The following is a 16,901-nucleotide window of genomic DNA, read 5'->3' on the forward strand; positions in this document are numbered from 1 at the left end:
CGAGAGCTTCTCCCACCTCGGCGCGGGGCAGGGCGGCTACAACGAGGACCATGAGTTCTACGGCTACCGAATGCCCATCTGACAGCATGCCACCAGGAATGCACCGCGCCGAAGGGCTGCATGCCGTCGCCCCTGCCGTGCGACCGCGCTGCCGGCACGCCTGCGGGCCGGGCCGCCTCTACGAGCACCGCCAAGGGGCGCGGTCGGGGCACCATGCGGTAGTGCGCCCGCGGCGAGAGTTCGACGCCCTCGACTGCCCGACGCTGCTCAGCGGGACTCGGGGAGCGGATCGCGGTCGGCTCGCCGTCCTCGTCGAATGGCCGGTCGGTTCCCAGGCCAGGTCTGCGGGCGGAGGGTGAATGGCCTTGGCCGCGCCCACCCCTCTCCCGCAGCGTCGCCTCCGGCGAGCCGTGCGCACAGCGGTGCGGAACCTGGACCCCGGGGCCTTTGCGTTCGTGATGGCAACCGGCATCGTGTCCAGTGCGCTCGACCGGGACGGCACCCGCGGCGCCTCGGCGGCGCTGCTGGTGATCGGCCTGAGCGGATACGGGGTTCTGCTGCTCGGCAACGGCTGGCGGCTGCTGTGCTGGCGACGACGACTGCTCGCGGACGCGGTCGGGCCGAGCGGGTTCGCGTTTCTCACCGCGGTCGCGGCCTCCAACATCCTGGCCGACCGCATGGCGGCCGATGGGCATCGGACGGCTGCTGCCGTACTGCTGGCCGTCGGAGTGCTGGGCTGGCTGCTGCTGGGGTACGGAATCCCGCTCGCGCTGGTCGCAGCCGCCCGACGACGCCCCTCGCTGGACCAGGTGAACGGCACCTGGTTCCTCTGGGTGGTCGCCACCCAGTCGGTCGCCGTCGCAGCAGTGGCGCTTGACCGGCTGACGCCCGCAGCCCATGGCTTCCTGCCCGAGTTCGCCTCGGTGTGCTGGGCGATCGGGCTGATGCAATACGTTCTGGTGGCCCCGCTGGTCCTGTCCCGGATGCTCGTGCGGCCGATGGCGCCGGAGGAACTGATTCCCGCCTACTGGGTGTTCATGGGCGCCGGCGCCATCAGCGTGCTGGCGGGTACCGCTCTGCTCCGGTTGCCGGCGGCCGATCGCCTGCTGCCGGCAGAGGTCACCTCCGCGCTCTGCTTCGTGCTCTGGTCCTTCGCCACCTGGCTCGTCCCGCTGCTGATCGCACTCGGTGCCTGGCGATACCTGGCCCGGCATGTTCCGCTGCGCTTCGCGTCGAGTCTGTGGAGCCTGGTTTTCCCCGTCGGTATGTACGGAGTCGCGACCCGGCAGCTGGGAAGCGCAGTCGGGGTCTCCTGGCTCACCACGCTCGGGGAGGGCGAGGCATGGCTGGCAGCAGCGGTGTGGGCCGTGGTCTTCCTGGCCATGCTCGCCGCGCTGACACGCAGTCTCTGCCGTACCGAAACGTCGCAATGAGCAGCGAACAACCTCCGTGTTGAGCTCGGTTATTCATCACTCTTGTTCACAGCGGTCGGGCGTTTGGTCGATCTCCGGACCCGCAGTCGACTCGGCAACGGCGGCGGCGAGTCGGCCCGCGCCAGCGCGGGCGTTGCTGGCTCTGTCGACCGTCTGGGAGGACGAGAGCGACCTTGACCCCGTCTACTACCAGGAACTCATCGAGTCGCCGGAGCCCAGGGAGTTTCGAGCCGTGCCCGCCGCGGTGCACGGCATCCAGGCCGACCTGGCGCTCGGCAACGTGGACTTCACAGAGTACGCCGGGGCTCCTTCCGGAGAGCCTGATCAGGTGCTGCGGCCCATCTGACCGGAACAGCGGGGGCCGTTGCCTCGGCAGATACGAGTCGTTCACGCACCGGGACCGTGCCCCCGCTGCAGCCTCAAGCAGCGGCTCCACGAACTCCTCGCCGATGGCACCGGCTCCATCAACCCGAAGCTACAGCTCCTTCACGACGCCCTGGCCGACACCGAGCGGGCCGGCACCGCGATGCGCTGGCTCTCCAAGGGCATCGTCTCCACCGTCCTGTCCGATCTCGGCTCCGGCCGCCGGCCTCTCACTCACAAGGCCCTGGACGAGCTCCCTGAAGGCAAGGTCGTCGAGCACATCCGCAGCGTCCTCGTCGCCACCGGAGTCCTGCCCCAGCGAGATGAGCAGATGGTCCGTCTCGAACGGCACGTGAAGGACCTCGTCTCCTCCCACGCGACGGCCGAGGGCCGGAAAATCCTGCACAGGTACGCGACCTGGCATCTCCTGCGCCGGCTCCGCCGACGCAGCCGCGGCAAGGACATCACGCACTACCAGCTCACGGTCGCCCGCCGGCATCTGCGGGCGGCAGTCCACCTCCTGGACTGGCTCGAAGAACATAACCTCACCCTGGCCACCTGCCGCCAGGCCGACCTTGAACGCTGGATGACCAGCGACGACGCCCGCCACCGCCGGGAGGCAGGCCACTTCGTGCGCTGGGCCCTTTCCCAGAAGATCGCCCGCGATCTCAGCTTCCCTGCCGAGCGATGGAACGGCCCCTGCCAGGCGATGGACGACGAAGCCCGCTGGGCCACCGCCCGACGCCTGCTGCACGACGACACCCTCAAACCCGATGACCGCCTCGCCGGCCTGCTATTGCTCCTCTATGCCCAGTGGCCCGCGGCGATCTCCCGGCTCACCGTCGACCACATCGAGGAGATAGAGGGAGCGGTCCGCATCCGTCTCGGCGCCGTCCCCGTCGAGCTTCCCGCACCCATCGCTGAACTGGCCCTCCGACAAGTCGCGGTCCGCCGCAGCCATGCCGTCCTCGGCCGCACAGACTCACCCTGGCTCTTCCCCGGAGGCCAGCCCGGCCGCCCGATCCGCCCCTGGGCCATGGGCGAACGGCTCCGCAAACTCGGCATCCGGCTCGCGGAAACCCGCTCGACGGTCCTGTTCCAGCTGGCCACCGAGCTGCCCGCCGCGGTCCTCGCCCGCACCCTCGGCATCGACATCACCGTCGCCGTCAAGTGGCAGCAAGCCGCCGCCGGAGACTGGGCCGCCTACGCAGCCGAGATCAGCCGCCGGACGACTGCGGAGCAAGCGTGAACTAGCGCAGGGCGATGAGCCCTGCGTCCGTGGGTCCGAAGCCGCACGCGTCGAAGTAGAAGGGACGCAGATGCTCTTCAAAGTCAACGTGGAGCCATTCACAGTCCGCTGCATGGGCGCCTTGCACAGCGGTCGTCACGAGTCCGGTCCCGACACCGGTCTTACGCATGTCCTGAGCGACCATCGTGTCGAGAACGAAGGCATGGACGCCACCGTCCCAGGCAACGTTGACAAACCCTACGAGCCTGCCGCCTTCCCGGGCACAGACCCAGCCGAGGCTGTGGCGGTGCACTTGTGCCTGCCAATCGATGGGCATCTGGACGTGACCGAACGCCTCCGCGTGGAGCGCGTTGACGGCAGCGTTGTCGAAGTCGCCGCGCCACGCATACGTGATCATCATGGGCCGCATCGTAGGTCGAGAGACTTCGGCTCAGCCCTCTTTTTTCGGGGCCTATGCCCCTTTCAGCCAGAGGCATTCCGGGAGTTCCAATACCCGACTCCACCATTAGCCGCCCTCCACCGGGCAGGCATCCTCATCTGGTCCGCAAGGTGATCCGGAGGAAACGGCCTAAGGGCTGTCCCGTAATCCCTGGTGGATCAGCGCGCGGCGTCAGATGCGGTGCATCGCAAGGCGGAGGGACGTCCGCATACTGGATGTATTCGGGCGTTCCGACAACGCGGCGAGGTGCCGTAGCTGTCGTCGTGCGCCCGCCGGGGATTACGGGACAGCCCTTAGCCTCGCCACTCGGCGGCTACCCTCGCCTCTTCGCCACGCTCACCATCGTCTCCGCAGCGTCGTGCCTGATCTCACTCCGCGCGATGCCTCCCACGCCCGAAGCCACGCCACTCCCGCACATCTGACCAAATAGCCCAGCGCAGGCCCACTGCCGGATACAAATCAGAAGCACCGGTCGATCACCACCAGCCCTGGCTGCCGCCCTGCAAGGGCGCCCGCAGACACGTCAGCGCCTCTCAAGATCACACCCGCATCGCCTCAAGAGCTCACGCACGGAACGGAACGGAAAATTCGCCTTCCCCCACCGCACTCCGCCACCCCTCGACCATCACCCCCTACACGAAATCAGCAGGTCAGAGGCATGCCGCATCCGCTTTCGCTGAGCTACCCCGATACGGAGGCCCCTCACCGGCACAGATCCGCTAGGCTGTCCCTGGTCAGTCGTCAGTGCGTCCCGCTGTCTGCCCGAGCAAGATCGCAGAGGGCGCCGCACCCCGTCCGACCAGCGGGCTTGTAAGCCTCGTCGAAGATCCACTCGCTGGGTTTTCCCCAAGGTTTTCTACAAGCCCCCGCCTTCGTAGCTCAGGGGATAGAGCACCGCTCTCCTAAAGCGGGTGTCGCAGGTTCGAATCCTGCCGGGGGCACAAAGAAAAGGCCTGCTAGGAGCACCTTCCTAGCAGGCCTTCGTCATGACATGGGAACGTTCCTAGGTCCGTGACATCCACGTCTGACATCAACGCGGGCGGTCACCCACAATCGGGGCGCCTCTTCCTGAGCAGCCGATCCATGTGGCTCATGGCCTCGCGCTGCGTGTCCTGGACGACGTGGGTGTAGACGTCCATGGTGATGCTGATCTGAGAGTGGCCGAGGATCTCCATCACGACACGCGGTGCGACTCCGGCCGCCGTGAGGAGCGTGGCCGTGCCGTGTCGGGCGTCGTGCAGTCGGATCACGCGGAGGCCGGTGGACTGGGCGACGCGGGTGAAGGAACGGTAGACGTTCCGCGGCTCGACCTGGCGGCCGGTGCGGGTGGTGAAGACGTAGCCGGACTCCTGCCACCGCTCCCCCGCCTTGGCACGAGCAACTGCCTGCCGCATCCGGTGCCAGCGCAGGGGCGCGATGCAGAGGGCGGGCAGCGGGACGACCCGGCGACGGCGGCTCTTGGGATCGTCGTCGTACAGGACACCCCGACGGCGCTGGGTCTGCTGGCGGACGTAGAGAACGCGGCTGTCCAAGTCGCGGTGCGCGCTTGAGGTGGACCTGAGCGGTAAGCCAGGGCTTCGTGGCGTCTGCTCACTGATGCAAGCCTTCGGGAACTGCGAAGACGCGCAGCAAGCTACCTGCCCGGGCCTGAAAGCGCCGTGCCGGTGGTTGTTCACCCTCTGCGCGGGCGTTGCGTCGTGAAATCTGCCGATGCGCCCCGCGTACAACCCGTGATTCCAGTTCATCCCATCAGGGTCAACAGGACCGGTTTGCATGGATTTTCCCCCCATTCCCTCCATGATCGGTTTGCGGCGGCCCCAGCGGTTACAGCCCTTGGCGTCACTTCGATGGGTGCTTGCTGCGCGGGTGAAGCGACGAACAGACGAGCAGGAGAGGGGGACCGGCGTGCATCTGACTCCGCATGAGCAGGAGCGTTTGTTGGTCCACGTGGCGGCGGATGTCGCCCGTCGGCGCCGTGAGCGCGGATTGCTGCTGAACTATCCCGAGGTGATGGCGCTGCTGACGGCACATGTCTATGAGGAGGCAAGGGCCGGGGCGACGGTCGACGCGGTGATGGAGTCCGGCCGTCATGTGCTGCGGCGCAGCGAGGTCATGGACGGCGTGCCGGAGATGATCGACAACATTCAGGTCGAGGCGACGTTCCCGGACGGCACGAAGCTGGTGACTGTCCACAACCCGTTCGACGAGGCGGCCACCGAAGTGGACGTCCATCCGGGCAAGCTGGAACTGCTGCCGGACGAGGACGAGCACCGGGTGCCGTTCAACGAGGGCGCGATGCCCGTGCCGCTGGTGGTGTCCAATCCCAAGGACCGGCCGATCCAGGTGGGCTCCCACTTCCACTTTGCCGAGGCCAACGAGGGTCTGAAGTTTCCCCGTGAGGCGGCCCACGGGATGCGGCTGCACATCGCCTCCGGCACGTCCGAGCGATTCGAACCCTGCGATGAGCGCACGGTGATGCTGGTGCCCATCGCCGGCGAGCGGATCGTCCACGGACTCCAGGCCGACAAGAGCGAAGAGGAGAAGCACCTCGATGCCGGACAGGACTGAGAGGCCCTGGGAACCGCTGCTGCGTTCCCGTTACGCCGACCTGTACGGGCCGACCGTCGACGACCGGGTCCGGCTCGCCGATACCGGTCTCGTCCTGCGCATCGATGCGGACTGGTGCGGCGGCCCGGGACGCAGCGGCGACGAGATGGTCTTCGGCGGCGGCAAGGTGATCCGCGAGTCCATGGGGCAGTCGCACGTCCCCCGTGACGACCCCCGCGAGCCGGTGGACACCGTGATCACCGGCGCCCTGATCCTGGACCACTGGGGCGTGGTCAAGGCTGACGTCGGACTCCGTGACGGCCGTATCAGGGCGATCGGCAAGGCGTACAACCCCGAAACCATGACGCCACAGCCCAACGACGACCCGCGCGCGTCCGACTTCGTCGTGGGGCCGGAGACGGAGGTGATCTCCGGCAAGGGCCGCATCCTGACCGCGGGCGGCGTCGACACCCACGTGCACTTCCTGTGCCCGAACCAGATCCACGAGGCGGTCGCGTCGGGCGTGACCACGCTGATCGGCGGCGGCACCGGCCCCGCCGAAGGCAGCACGGCCACCACCGTGACGCCCGGGGAATGGCACATCCAGCGCATGTTCGAGGCGCTCGACGCCTTTCCGGTCAATGTCGGCCTGCTCGCCAAGGGCAGCACCGTCTCGAAGAAGGCACTGCGCGACCAGGTCGCGGCGGGTGCCCTCGGCTTCAAGATCCACGAGGACTGGGGCGCCACCCCGGCGGTGATCGACGCGGCCCTGACCGTCTGCGAGGAGACCGGTGTCCAGGTCGCGCTGCACGCCGACTCACTGAACGAGTCCGGCTTCGTGCACCACACCTTCGCCGCGACCAAGAAGGACCGCAGGACCAAGGACGCCAGGTATCGCGGTCTGCACATCTTCCACATCGAGGGTGCCGGCGGCGGCCACGCCCCCGACATGATCAGCCTCGTGAGCAAGCCGAACGTGCTGCCGGCGTCCACGAACCCGACTCGGCCCTTCACGGTCAACACCGTCAAGGAGCACGTCGACATGATGATCGTGTGCCACCACCTCAATCCGGAGGTCGACGCGGACATGGCGTTCGCCGACTCCCGGATCAGGCCCTCCACCATGGCCGCCGAGGACCTGCTGCACGACATGGGCGCCATCTCGATGATGTCCTCCGATGCCCAGGCCATGGGCCGCATCGGCGAGATGATCATGCGGACCTGGCAGACCGCGCACGTCATGAAGTCCCGCTACGGCCACCTGCGCGAGGACGACGCGCACGCGGACAACTTCCGGGCCAGGCGCTACATCGCCAAGTACACGATCAACCCGGCCATCACACACGGCATCGACCACGAGGTCGGTTCCGTCGAGACCGGCAAACTCGCCGACCTGGTCCTGTGGGAGCCGAAGTTCTTCGGCGTCAAACCTCACATGGTCATCAAGGGCGGCCAGATCGCCTACGCCCAGATCGGCGACGCCAACGCCTCCATCCCCACCCCGCAGCCCTATCTGCCGCGCCCGGTCTGGGGCTTCCAGGGCCGCTCCCCGGCCGCGAACTCCCTCAACTTCGTCGCCGAGGCCGCCCTCGGCGGCGGACTCTCCCGGGCCGGGCTGCTCAAGCCCCTGCGCGCGATCCGGTCCACCCGGGAGATCACCAAGGCCGACATGGTCCACAACAACGGTGTCCCGGACATCGACATCGACCCCGACACCTTCGACGTCACCATCGGCGGCGCCACCACCTCCGACGTCCGCACCAGGGTCGACGGGCAGGAGGTCGGGCGGAACTACGCCACCGAACTGCCCATGGCCCAGCGGTACTTCCTGTTCTGACCCCGCAATCCCAGCGGAACCGGGCGCACCGACGCGCCCGGTTCCGCCGTCCTGTGAAAGGCGGTTCCGCCACCCCATGAGCCGCACTGCCCTGCTCATCCTGGCCGACGGCCGCTTCCCCGCCGGCGGGCACGCCCACTCCGGCGGGATGGAGGCGGCCGTCGCCTCCGGCCGGGTACACGACGCCGCGAGCCTGGAAGCGTTCTGCCGGGGACGGCTGCACACCGCCGGATCGACCGCGGCCGGCCTCGCCGCCGCGGCCGCCGCCGGACACGACGCCCTCGCCCTGGACGAGGCCGCCGACACCCGCACCCCCGCACCGGCCCTGCGGGACATCGCCCGCCGCCTGGGCCGTCAGATGATGCGCGCGGCCCGGGCCACCTGGCCCAGCACCGACCTCGACCAGCTCGCCCGCCACCGGCCCCAGGGGGCCCACCAGCCGGTCGTCCTCGGCGTCGCCGCCCGCGCCGCAGGACTCACTCCGCTCGATGCCGCCCATGCCGCCGTCTACGAGAGCGTCGGCGGTCCGGCGACCGCGGCCGTACGCCTGCTGAGCCTCGACCCGTTCGACGCCACCGCCGTACTGGCGCGGCTCGCCGACGAACTCGACGCCGTCGCCGACACCGCGGCCGAAGCGGCGGGACGCGTGGCAACGGAGGGCGTCGCCGTCCTGCCTGCCGCCTCCGCCCCCTTGCTGGACATCACCGGTGAGCAGCACGCCGCCTGGACCGTCCGCCTCTTCGCCTCCTGACCACCCCTGACCACCCCTGACCGACCTGACCGACCTGGAGCACCCTCGTGCATCTCGACCACCCCGTGACCATGCCGCACCGCCACACCCACAGCGCCGACCCGCTGCTCGCCGACGGCAGCCGCCGGGCCCTGCGCATCGGCTTCGGCGGACCCGTCGGCTCGGGCAAGACCGCGACCGTCGCCGCGCTGTGCCGCACCCTGCGCGACCGGCTGTCCATCGCCGTGGTCACGAACGACATCTACACCCAGGAGGACGCCGCCTTCCTGCGCCGCGAAGCCGTACTGCCACCGGAGCGGATCACCGCCGTCGAAACCGGAGCCTGCCCGCACACCGCCATCCGCGACGACATCTCCGCCAACCTCGAAGCGGTCGAGCACCTCGAACAGACCCTGACCCCGCTGGACCTGGTCTTCATCGAGTCCGGCGGGGACAACCTCACCGCGACCTTCTCCCGCGGACTCGTCGACACCCAGGTCTTCGTCATCGACGTGGCCAGCGGCGACGACATCCCCCGCAAGGGCGGCCCCGGCATCACCACCGCCGACCTCCTCGTGGTCAACAAGACCGACCTGGCGCCCTACGTCGGCGTCGACCTGGACACCATGGCCGCCGACACCCGCAAGCAGCGCAATGAACGGCCGTACGTCTTCACCAGCCTCACCAGCACCGACGGCGTCCAACCGGTCGCCGACTGGGTCACCGGCTGCCTCGCCGCGTGGCACGCCGGATCCACCCGGTGAACGGCGCCGCCGCACAGGCGCCGGCCACAATCCAGGCGCCGACCGGCGAACTGCCTCGCGCCGGCGGTGGAACGACCAACCGGGGGTCCGCCGAGCCCGGCCCGCCCAAGGCGTCGCCCACCGCCGAGCCCGCCCCGGCGCACCCATGCGGAGTCGACGCGACCGCCCGCATCCGGGCCACCCACAACGGCCGCACCACAACGGTCCCCCTCCTGCACAACGACGGCCCCTTCCACCTGCGTCGGCTGCGGGCCCGCGGAGAGCAGGCGCGAGTCTGCGTGCTCGGCGCGATGAGCGCGCCGCTCGGCGGAGACCGGCTCACGCTCGACATCACCGCCGGGACACGCGCCCGGCTGGAGGTGACCACCGCAGCCGCCACCATCGCCCTGCGCGGCTCCACCACCGCCCCCGCCACCTACGACGTACGGATCGGTGTGGGCGAGCACGCGTCCCTGCACTGGCTGCCCGAACCGCTGATCAGCACACGGGGCAGCACCCTGCACCAGACGTTCGACGTGGACCTCGCCGCCACCTCCCGTCTGCTCATGCGGGAGGAACAGCTCCTGGGCCGTTCCGGGGAACCGCCGGGCCACCTCACCACCCGCCTGACCGTACGCCGCGACGGACGGCCGCTCCTCGATCAGCACACCTCCTACGGCGACCCGGCACCGGCATGGGACGGCCCCGCTGTCCTGGGCAGCCACCGCGCGACCGGGCAACTCCTCCTGGTCGGCCCGGAGCCGGGCGCCCACCAGGGGCCGCGCGTCATCGGCGACGAACCGGCGAAGGGACACGCGGTACTGACCCCCCTCGCCGACACCCAGGCCCTGGTCGCCACCGCCGTCGCCCCGACACCGGCCCTGCTGCGCCACCTCCTCGACACGGCCCTCGCGTACGTTTACGAGACGCCGGTGCCCGAGGACGCCGTGGCCGCCCGGGCCGGTGCGGCCCGGAGCGCGCTCTTGTGATCGGTCTGAAGCGGGTCGGAGACGGCATCGGCACCCTCGCCTCCTGACACCGGCCGTCGCGCCGCTCGCCCCTTGCGCGCCGCTCGCCCCTTGCGCCGCATCCCGTGGCAGCCTCGTCGCACAGGGCGGACAGTGGAATCAGGGGCCTCGGGGGCTTCAGGGGCTTCAGGGGCTTCAGGGAAGCGAGACGATCATGGACCGTTACCCGCCCATTGCCGACCACGGCCTCGTCGGCGACCTGCAGACCGCTGCTCTGGTGTCCTCCCAAGGGGTCGTCGACTGGTTCGCTGCTCCCCGGTTCGACTCGCCCAGTGTCTTCGCCGCCCTGCTCGACCACGACCGCGGCGGCTACTTCCTGTTCGCGCCGGAAACCAGGACCACCACCTGCAAGCAGCTCTACTACCCCGACACCGCAGTCCTGGTCACGCGGTTCATGTCGCCGGACGGGGTCGGCGAGGTTTTCGACTGCATGCCACCGGATCGCACCGGCACCCCCACGGACAGGCATGTACTGCTGCGCGGCGTGCGTGCGGTACGCGGAACGGTGCGCTTCGCTCTGGAATGCCGTCCGCGCTTCGACTACGGCCGGGCCACCCACGGTCTCGATTTGCAGGACGGTACCGCCACGTTCCGGGCACCGAACGACACCGCCTGTCTGCAAAGCACCTTTCCCCTGCAGCAGGACGGCACGGACGTACGGGGTGCGGTGACCTTGCGGGCGGGTGAGGTGGCCGCAGCGGTGTTCACCGTCTGCGGTCCCAATGGTGACCCACCGCCGCCGCTCACCCTGGACCGGGCGATGGAGCGGTTCTGGAACACGGTGGACTTCTGGCAGCGCTGGGTGCGCTCCTCCCGGTACCGCGGCCGGTGGCCGGGGGTGGTGCACCGCTCGGCCATCACGCTCAAGCTGCTCACCTACGCACCCACAGGTGCTCCCGTCGCCGCCGCCACCATGGGCTTGCCCGAGCAGATCGGGGGTGAACGCAACTGGGACTACCGCTACACCTGGGTCCGTGACGGCTCTCTGTCCGTACGCGCCCTGCTCGATCTGGGGTTCGCCGAGGAGGCCGCACAGTTCACGCACTGGATGGGCGACCGCCTCCAGGCCCGGGAGGGCGTCGATGGCGAGCCGCTGCAGATCATGTACCGCGTCGACGGAGACCCCGAGGTGCCGGAAGAGATCCTCGCGCACTTCGAGGGCTATCGGGGTTCGCATCCGGTGCGGCTGGGGAACGCGGCGGCCGATCAGCTGCAGCTGGACATCTACGGGGAGGCGCTCTACGCCTTGTCGGAGGGGCAGGAGGTCGCCATGGGAGGCAGCTACCACGGCTGGAAGAACCTCGCGCGCACGCTGGACTGGCTGGCCGATTCCTGGGATCGCCCCGACGAAGGCATCTGGGAGACACGTGGCGGGAGCCAGGACTTCACCTTCAGCCGGGTGATGGCATGGACGGCCTTCGACCGGGGGCTGCGTCTGGCAAGAGAGCACAGCCGTCCCGCCGACGCTCCTCGGTGGACCGCGGCGCGCGACGCGATTCTCGAACAGGTGATGGAGCGGGGCTGGAACGAGAAGGAACAGGCCCTCGTCCAGCACTACGGAAGCGATGTCCTCGACGCTTCGCTGCTGCTCATTCCGCGCGTCGGGTTCCTGGCGCCCAGGACGATGAGCTGGCTGTCGACCCTGGACGCGATGGAACGCACGCTGGTGTCGGACAGCCTCGTCTACCGCTATGACCCTGCGGCCTCCCCGGACGGTCTGCGGGGCTCCGAAGGCACCTTCAGCCTCTGCACCTTCCTCTATGTGGACGCTCTTGCCCGCGCCGGGCGGATACGTCCGGCGCGGTATGCCTTCGAGAAGATGCAGACCTATGCCAACCACGTCGGCCTGTTCGCTGAGGAGATCGGCCCCAGTGGCGAGCAGTTGGGCAATTTCCCGCAGGCTTTCACGCACCTGTCGCTGATCATGGCCGCCACCACCCTGGACGACGCCCTCGACCAACAGCAGGACTGAGAACGAGGGCCCCGCCTGCCGGTCGAGAACGAGGGTCCCGCCTGCCGGTCGAGGCCGCGCAGCAGTTCAGTCTGCCGGTCGAGGCCGCGCAGCAGTTCAGTCTGCCGGTCGAGGCCGCGCAGCGGTTCAGCCGCCGGTGGCGAAACCGGGAAAGAGGGTCATGCCGCCGTCCACGTAGAGCGTGGTGCCCACCACGTAGTCCATGAGGTCCGAGGCGAGCCCGACGGCCGCGTGGGCGATGTCCTCCGGATCGCCGACGCGCCCGTAGGGAATCAGACGCAACAGGTCCTTTTCGGCGTCGGGGGTGTCCCAGGCGCTGCGATTGATGGGAGTCCTGATGGCTCCCGGAGCAATTGCGTTGACCCTGATCCTGTGGGGCGCGAGTTCCTGGGCGAGCGTCTCCATCATCATCTGTACGCCGCCCTTGGAAGCGGCGTAGTTGACGTGACCGGCCCAAGGGATGAGCTGGTGCACCGAGCTCATACAGATGATCTTTCCGGCCGCTCGCGACACCTCGGGGACGACTCCCCTGCGCAAGAACTCCTTCGTCGCCTCCCGGGCGCACAGGAACTGGCCGGTGAGATTGACGTCCAGCACCTTCTGCCACTGGGCCGTCGTCATCTCGGTGAACGGAGCGTCGCGCTGCAGCCCGGCGTTGGCCACGAGGATGTCGATGGTTCCGAACTCCTGCACCATCCGTTCGGTCATCGCGGCGACCTGGTCCTCCTGGGACACATCGGCCTCGTACGCCATAGCGCGCACGCCGAACCCGGAGATCTCCTCGACCACCTGCTCGGCCTCCTCGCGCCCGGCGACGTAGTTCACGACCACGTCGGCTCCGGCACGCCCCAGGCCGATGGCCGTCGCCTTGCCGATGCCCGAGTTCGCCCCGGTGACGAGTGCCTTCTGGCCCTTCAGCAGATGCGGGGGAACAGCACCCCGGGGGGCTCCCTGAGTCACGCTCACGCCGGCTCTCCTCCTCGACTGGCCGACCTCACGACCTCACGGCCTCATGTGGGGCTGGTCGGCTCCTGTCGACACCGAATCATCCGAGAACCCGGGCCACACGCCGGGCACGGGCAGATTGCGCCGATCGGCCGATCGGCCAGACGCGACCGGGCTCCGGGGACAGGGGACTCCGGCGCCGATCGGCCGAACAGCCTTCCCGGAGTGCGGGCAATGCACGGGCGGGATACGCTGTTTGACAGGAAGGTCAGGATCTCTGGGCGGTTTTATCCGCCGGTCGCCTTGTACGCGATAACCAATTCCTTCTGCGGCGACCCGACGAGCGCGGTGCTTCACCTGGCGTCCGCGGAGCTGGGCAACGGCTACATCCCTTCTCTCTCGCCGTCTCACTCCTTGCGCGCCTTGCGCACCCTGCGCACCGAGTGGCGCCGGCTCCGGGCCCGCAGCTTGTAGTCCCTGTGGAGGCCGGGATGAGAGTTGTCGTTGATCTTTCCCGATGTGAAGGGTATGCGCAGTGCGCCTTCCTGGCCCCGGACGCGTTCCGGATGCACGGCGAGGAAGCTCTGATGTACGACCCGAACGCCGACGACGCCCAGCGCGATCAGGTGCTGCGCGCCGCGGCGGCCTGCCCGGTCCAAGCGATTCTGGTCGACCGGCTGGAGGAAGTCGACCGGCCGGCGGGACCGGACGCACCGGCGGAGGCGTCGCCGTCATGACCAGCGCCGACAATCTGCAAGCGTTCAAGCGTGACGGCCGCATCGTGGTCGTCGGGGCGTCGCTGGCGGGACTGCGGGCCGCGGAGGCACTGCGCAACGCGGGTTTCACCGGATCGCTGACCATGATCGGCGACGAGCTGGGCGAGCCCTACGACCGGCCTCCCCTGTCCAAGCAGGTACTGACCGGATGGGTGCCGGCCGAAAACACCAAGCTGCCACGCCGTCGTGACATCGATGCGGAGTGGCTGCTGGGCGTACCCGCCGGCGGACTGGACCTGGCGACCAACCAAGTGCGTCTCGCCGACGGGCGCGAGGTCCCCTTCGACCGGGTGCTGATCTCCACCGGGGTCCGGGCCCGGCCCTGGTTCGTCGAGAGCGAGGCGGCACTGGACGGGGTCTTTGTCGTACGTACGCGCGAACACGCCGAGGGCCTCCGGCGAGCCCTCGCCGCCGGGCCCTCCCGCGTACTGGTCATCGGTGCGGGATTCACCGGCTCCGAGATCGCCTCCGTCTGTCGCGAACGGGACATCCCGGTGACCGTAGCCGAACTCGCGCCGGCCCCACTGGTCGGGGCGCTCGGCGCCATGGTCGGTGGGGTCGCGGCGGACATGCAGCGCGCCCACGGTGTCGACCTGCGCTGCGGTGTCAAGGTGACCCGGCTGGAGGGCGACGCGCAGGGGCGGCTTCGCCGCGCTCACTTCGACGACGGCACCACGGTCGACGCCGACGTGGCGGTGGTGGCACTCGGTGGCATCCGCAATACCGAGTGGCTGCGGGGCTCAGGACTTGCGGCGGGTGTCTGGGGGATCGCCTGCGACACCGGCTGCCGCGCCCTCGACCTCAACGGCCTGGTCACCGACGATGTCTTCGCCGCCGGAGACGTGGCACGCTGCCCGAACCCGATCTACGAGTACCGGCTCATCTCGCTGGAGCACTGGGCCAACGCCGTGGAGCAGGCCGAGGTAGCGGCACACAACATGGTCAGCGGCCAGGCGGACCGCTGGCCCCACCTGTCCATCCCGCTGTTCTGGTCGATCCAGTTCGGGGTCAACATCAAGTCCGTCGGCGTGCCGACCTTCGCCGACGAGGTGGTCATCACCCAGGGATCGGTGCCCGACCACCGCTTCGTCGCCGCATACGGCTACCGGGGCCGCGTCACCGCGGCAGTGAGTTTCAACAACGCCAAGTGGCTGGACCACTACCGGAAGCTCATCGAGACGGCCGCGCCCTTCCCGCCCCCCTGCCCCATGCCCGACCAGCCCGCCGACATGAAACCGGTGCCCGTCGACTTCCCCGGCCCCCTCCTCCTCGCCCAGGGCGCCACTGTGGTCGTCACCGGCCACGATCCGAGTGAGCGACGCGTCACGGCCGTGCACCAGAACCGATAGGACCAGGCAGGCCTAGGTAAGACCAGGAGGGACAGCGAGATGACCACGACCGAGACGCCCGGCATGCTGCGCCGGATCCTCGACTACTCCTCCCGAGCCGACCCGTACCCGCTGTACACCGAACTGCGCAGGACGCCGGTGTCCCTGCAGGACGACGGCAGCTACGTCATCAGCACCTATGGCGAGATCACGGACATCCTGCACAACCCGCACCTGAGTTCGGACAGGCGGAATCTGTCCTGTCCTACGGCGGGAGCCGCGGATGAGACCACGCCGCCGTTCATCAACCTCGACCCGCCCGAACACGACCGCCTGCGGCGTATGGCCATGCGCCATTTCGGCCCCCCGCACACCCCGGGACTGGTGACCGGCTTGGAACCCGATCTTGCCGCCATCGTCAGCGGCCTGATCGACGACTTCGCGGGCAAGGAGCAGATCGACATCGTCGACGACTTCGCCTACCCGTTCCCCGTCACCGTGATCTGCCGCCTGCTCGGCGTGCCACGCGAGGACGAACCGAGGTTCCGCCTCTGGGTGGACGACATCATCATCGCGATCGACTACAACCCCAAGACCGACCCGAAGGAAAAACTGGACAAGGGCGTGCAGGCCCGTAAAGACCTTCGCCAGTACCTCGGCGGGCTGCTCGAACAACGCCACGGCCGACCGGGCAACGACCTGTTGTCACGGCTGGCCAACGATGACGGGCCCGACGGGCGGATGACCGACGAGGAAATCGTCGCCACCGCCAATCTGCTGCTGATCGCCGGCCACGAGACCACCGTCAATCTCATCACCAACGGCATGCTGACGCTGCTGCGCCACCCGCAGGTGCTGCAGCGACTGCGCGACGAACCGGACCTGATCGTGCCGCTGGTCGAGGAACTGCTGCGCTACGAGCCGCCCGTGCACATCATTCCCTGGCGGGCGGCGTACAGCGACATCACTGTCGCCGGCACCGTGATCCCCAAGGGCTCGCAGATCATGCTGATGCTGGCCTCGGGCAACCGCGATCCGGACCACTTCCACGATCCCGACCGCTTCGACCCCGATCGGCGTGACAACCAGCACCTCGGCTTCGGCAGCGGCATCCACCTGTGCTTCGGCGCCCCGCTGGCCCGAAGGGAAACGCACATCGCACTGACCGGGCTGGTACGCCGCCTCGACCGGCCCAGGCTGGTCGCCGACCCACCACCGTACCGGCGCAGCCCCATTCTGCGCGGGCCGGTCCATCTGCACATCGAGCAGGGCGACGGTTAGCGCGACCATCTCACGTGGCGAGGATGCTGATGCCGTCGCCGAGGAGCTTGAGGCCGAGCACGAAGGACAGGACGGCCATGACGGCGGTTGTGCCGCGCGGCCCCAGTGTCCGCAGCAGGGGGCCCTGACGACCCAATGGCTCCCCGCGAAAACCGTCCGTGTCCGGCACGCCCCGCCGACCCACCGGCCCGCCGTGCAGACACGGCCTGCACACATTCCTCTGACCAGTT

The 16,901-nt window shown here is 69.0% G+C and carries 15 protein-coding genes, 1 tRNA gene and 1 pseudogene; 13 read left to right on the forward strand and 4 right to left on the reverse strand.

What is annotated here, in order from left to right:
- Positions 1-359 precede the first annotated feature (359 nt).
- From ACF08M_RS37055 to ACF08M_RS37065, 3 genes are all read left to right on the forward strand, one after another.
- Complete coding sequence (locus tag ACF08M_RS37055; protein WP_392189699.1) at positions 360-1,433, forward strand: tellurite resistance/C4-dicarboxylate transporter family protein; 1,074 nt, start codon at positions 360-362, stop codon at positions 1,431-1,433.
- Between the two features lie 133 nt (positions 1,434-1,566).
- Complete coding sequence (locus ACF08M_RS37060) at positions 1,567-1,779, forward strand: DUF6924 domain-containing protein (RefSeq protein WP_392189700.1); 213 nt, start codon at positions 1,567-1,569, stop codon at positions 1,777-1,779.
- An 18-nt stretch (positions 1,780-1,797) separates the two neighbouring features.
- Positions 1,798-3,045, forward strand: a complete 1,248-nt coding sequence (locus ACF08M_RS37065) for a hypothetical protein (protein ID WP_392189701.1) — start codon at positions 1,798-1,800, stop codon at positions 3,043-3,045.
- A 1-nt stretch (position 3,046) separates the two neighbouring features.
- Here ACF08M_RS37065 and ACF08M_RS37070 read toward each other — a convergent pair whose 3' ends face one another.
- Positions 3,047-3,445, reverse strand: a complete 399-nt coding sequence (locus ACF08M_RS37070; protein ID WP_392189702.1) for a GNAT family N-acetyltransferase — start codon at positions 3,443-3,445, stop codon at positions 3,047-3,049.
- A gap of 907 nt (positions 3,446-4,352) precedes the next feature.
- Here ACF08M_RS37070 and ACF08M_RS37075 point away from each other — a divergent pair.
- Positions 4,353-4,425: transfer RNA gene (locus ACF08M_RS37075), tRNA-Arg, on the forward strand.
- 102 nt (positions 4,426-4,527) lie between these two features.
- Here the strand turns inward: ACF08M_RS37075 and ACF08M_RS37080 are convergent.
- Positions 4,528-5,019: pseudogene (locus tag ACF08M_RS37080) on the reverse strand (tyrosine-type recombinase/integrase); the annotation flags it as partial.
- A 370-nt stretch (positions 5,020-5,389) separates the two neighbouring features.
- Between ACF08M_RS37080 and ACF08M_RS37085 the strand changes: the two are divergent.
- The 6 genes from ACF08M_RS37085 to ACF08M_RS37110 all read left to right on the forward strand — a co-directional run bounded on the left by ACF08M_RS37085 (position 5,390) and on the right by ACF08M_RS37110 (position 12,341).
- Positions 5,390-6,052, forward strand: coding sequence for an urease subunit gamma (locus ACF08M_RS37085; protein ID WP_392189743.1), 663 nt, complete (start codon positions 5,390-5,392; stop codon positions 6,050-6,052).
- Positions 6,036-7,868, forward strand: coding sequence for an urease subunit alpha (locus ACF08M_RS37090; RefSeq protein WP_392189703.1), 1,833 nt, complete (start codon positions 6,036-6,038; stop codon positions 7,866-7,868). The genes ACF08M_RS37085 and ACF08M_RS37090 overlap by 17 nt, the downstream gene beginning before the upstream one ends.
- Positions 7,869-7,944: 76 nt before the next feature.
- Positions 7,945-8,619: an urease accessory protein UreF gene (locus ACF08M_RS37095; protein WP_392189704.1), complete on the forward strand. Its 675-nt coding sequence runs from the start codon at positions 7,945-7,947 to the stop codon at positions 8,617-8,619.
- A gap of 47 nt (positions 8,620-8,666) precedes the next feature.
- Positions 8,667-9,362 carry an urease accessory protein UreG gene (ureG, locus tag ACF08M_RS37100; protein WP_392189705.1) on the forward strand — a complete coding sequence of 232 codons (696 nt, stop codon included), beginning with the start codon at positions 8,667-8,669 and terminating at the stop codon, positions 9,360-9,362.
- Positions 9,338-10,330 carry an urease accessory protein UreD gene (locus ACF08M_RS37105; RefSeq protein ID WP_392189706.1) on the forward strand — a complete coding sequence of 331 codons (993 nt, stop codon included), beginning with the start codon at positions 9,338-9,340 and terminating at the stop codon, positions 10,328-10,330. Before ureG ends, ACF08M_RS37105 begins: the two co-directional genes overlap by 25 nt.
- Positions 10,331-10,523: 193 nt before the next feature.
- Positions 10,524-12,341, forward strand: coding sequence for a glycoside hydrolase family 15 protein (locus ACF08M_RS37110; RefSeq protein ID WP_392189707.1), 1,818 nt, complete (start codon positions 10,524-10,526; stop codon positions 12,339-12,341).
- 126 nt (positions 12,342-12,467) lie between these two features.
- On the opposite strand, the gene ACF08M_RS37115 is transcribed toward ACF08M_RS37110, so the two are convergent.
- On the reverse strand, positions 12,468-13,307 hold the full coding sequence (locus tag ACF08M_RS37115; protein WP_392189708.1) for an SDR family oxidoreductase: 840 nt from the start codon (positions 13,305-13,307) through the stop codon (positions 12,468-12,470).
- A gap of 470 nt (positions 13,308-13,777) precedes the next feature.
- On the opposite strand from ACF08M_RS37115, the gene ACF08M_RS37120 reads away from it, so the two are divergent.
- The 3 genes from ACF08M_RS37120 to ACF08M_RS37130 are packed head-to-tail and all read left to right on the forward strand — an operon-like array spanning position 13,778 to position 16,671.
- Complete coding sequence (locus ACF08M_RS37120) at positions 13,778-14,023, forward strand: ferredoxin (RefSeq protein ID WP_392189709.1); 246 nt, start codon at positions 13,778-13,780, stop codon at positions 14,021-14,023.
- Entirely contained in the window at positions 14,020-15,411 is a 1,392-nt protein-coding gene (locus ACF08M_RS37125; RefSeq protein WP_392189710.1) for an NAD(P)/FAD-dependent oxidoreductase, read from the forward strand. Before ACF08M_RS37120 ends, ACF08M_RS37125 begins: the two co-directional genes overlap by 4 nt.
- Before the next feature lie 39 nt (positions 15,412-15,450).
- The gene (locus tag ACF08M_RS37130) at positions 15,451-16,671 is read left to right on the forward strand and encodes a cytochrome P450 (RefSeq protein ID WP_392189711.1); all 1,221 of its coding nucleotides are present in this window, start codon (positions 15,451-15,453) and stop codon (positions 16,669-16,671) included.
- Positions 16,672-16,681: 10 nt separating this feature from the next.
- Here ACF08M_RS37130 and ACF08M_RS37135 read toward each other — a convergent pair whose 3' ends face one another.
- Positions 16,682-16,807, reverse strand: a complete 126-nt coding sequence (locus tag ACF08M_RS37135) for a hypothetical protein (protein ID WP_392189712.1) — start codon at positions 16,805-16,807, stop codon at positions 16,682-16,684.
- Positions 16,808-16,901: the final 94 nt, after the last annotated feature.

It is taken from the genome of Streptomyces sp. NPDC015032 (genome assembly GCF_043080425.1).
Lineage (GTDB): Bacteria > Actinomycetota > Actinomycetes > Streptomycetales > Streptomycetaceae > Streptomyces.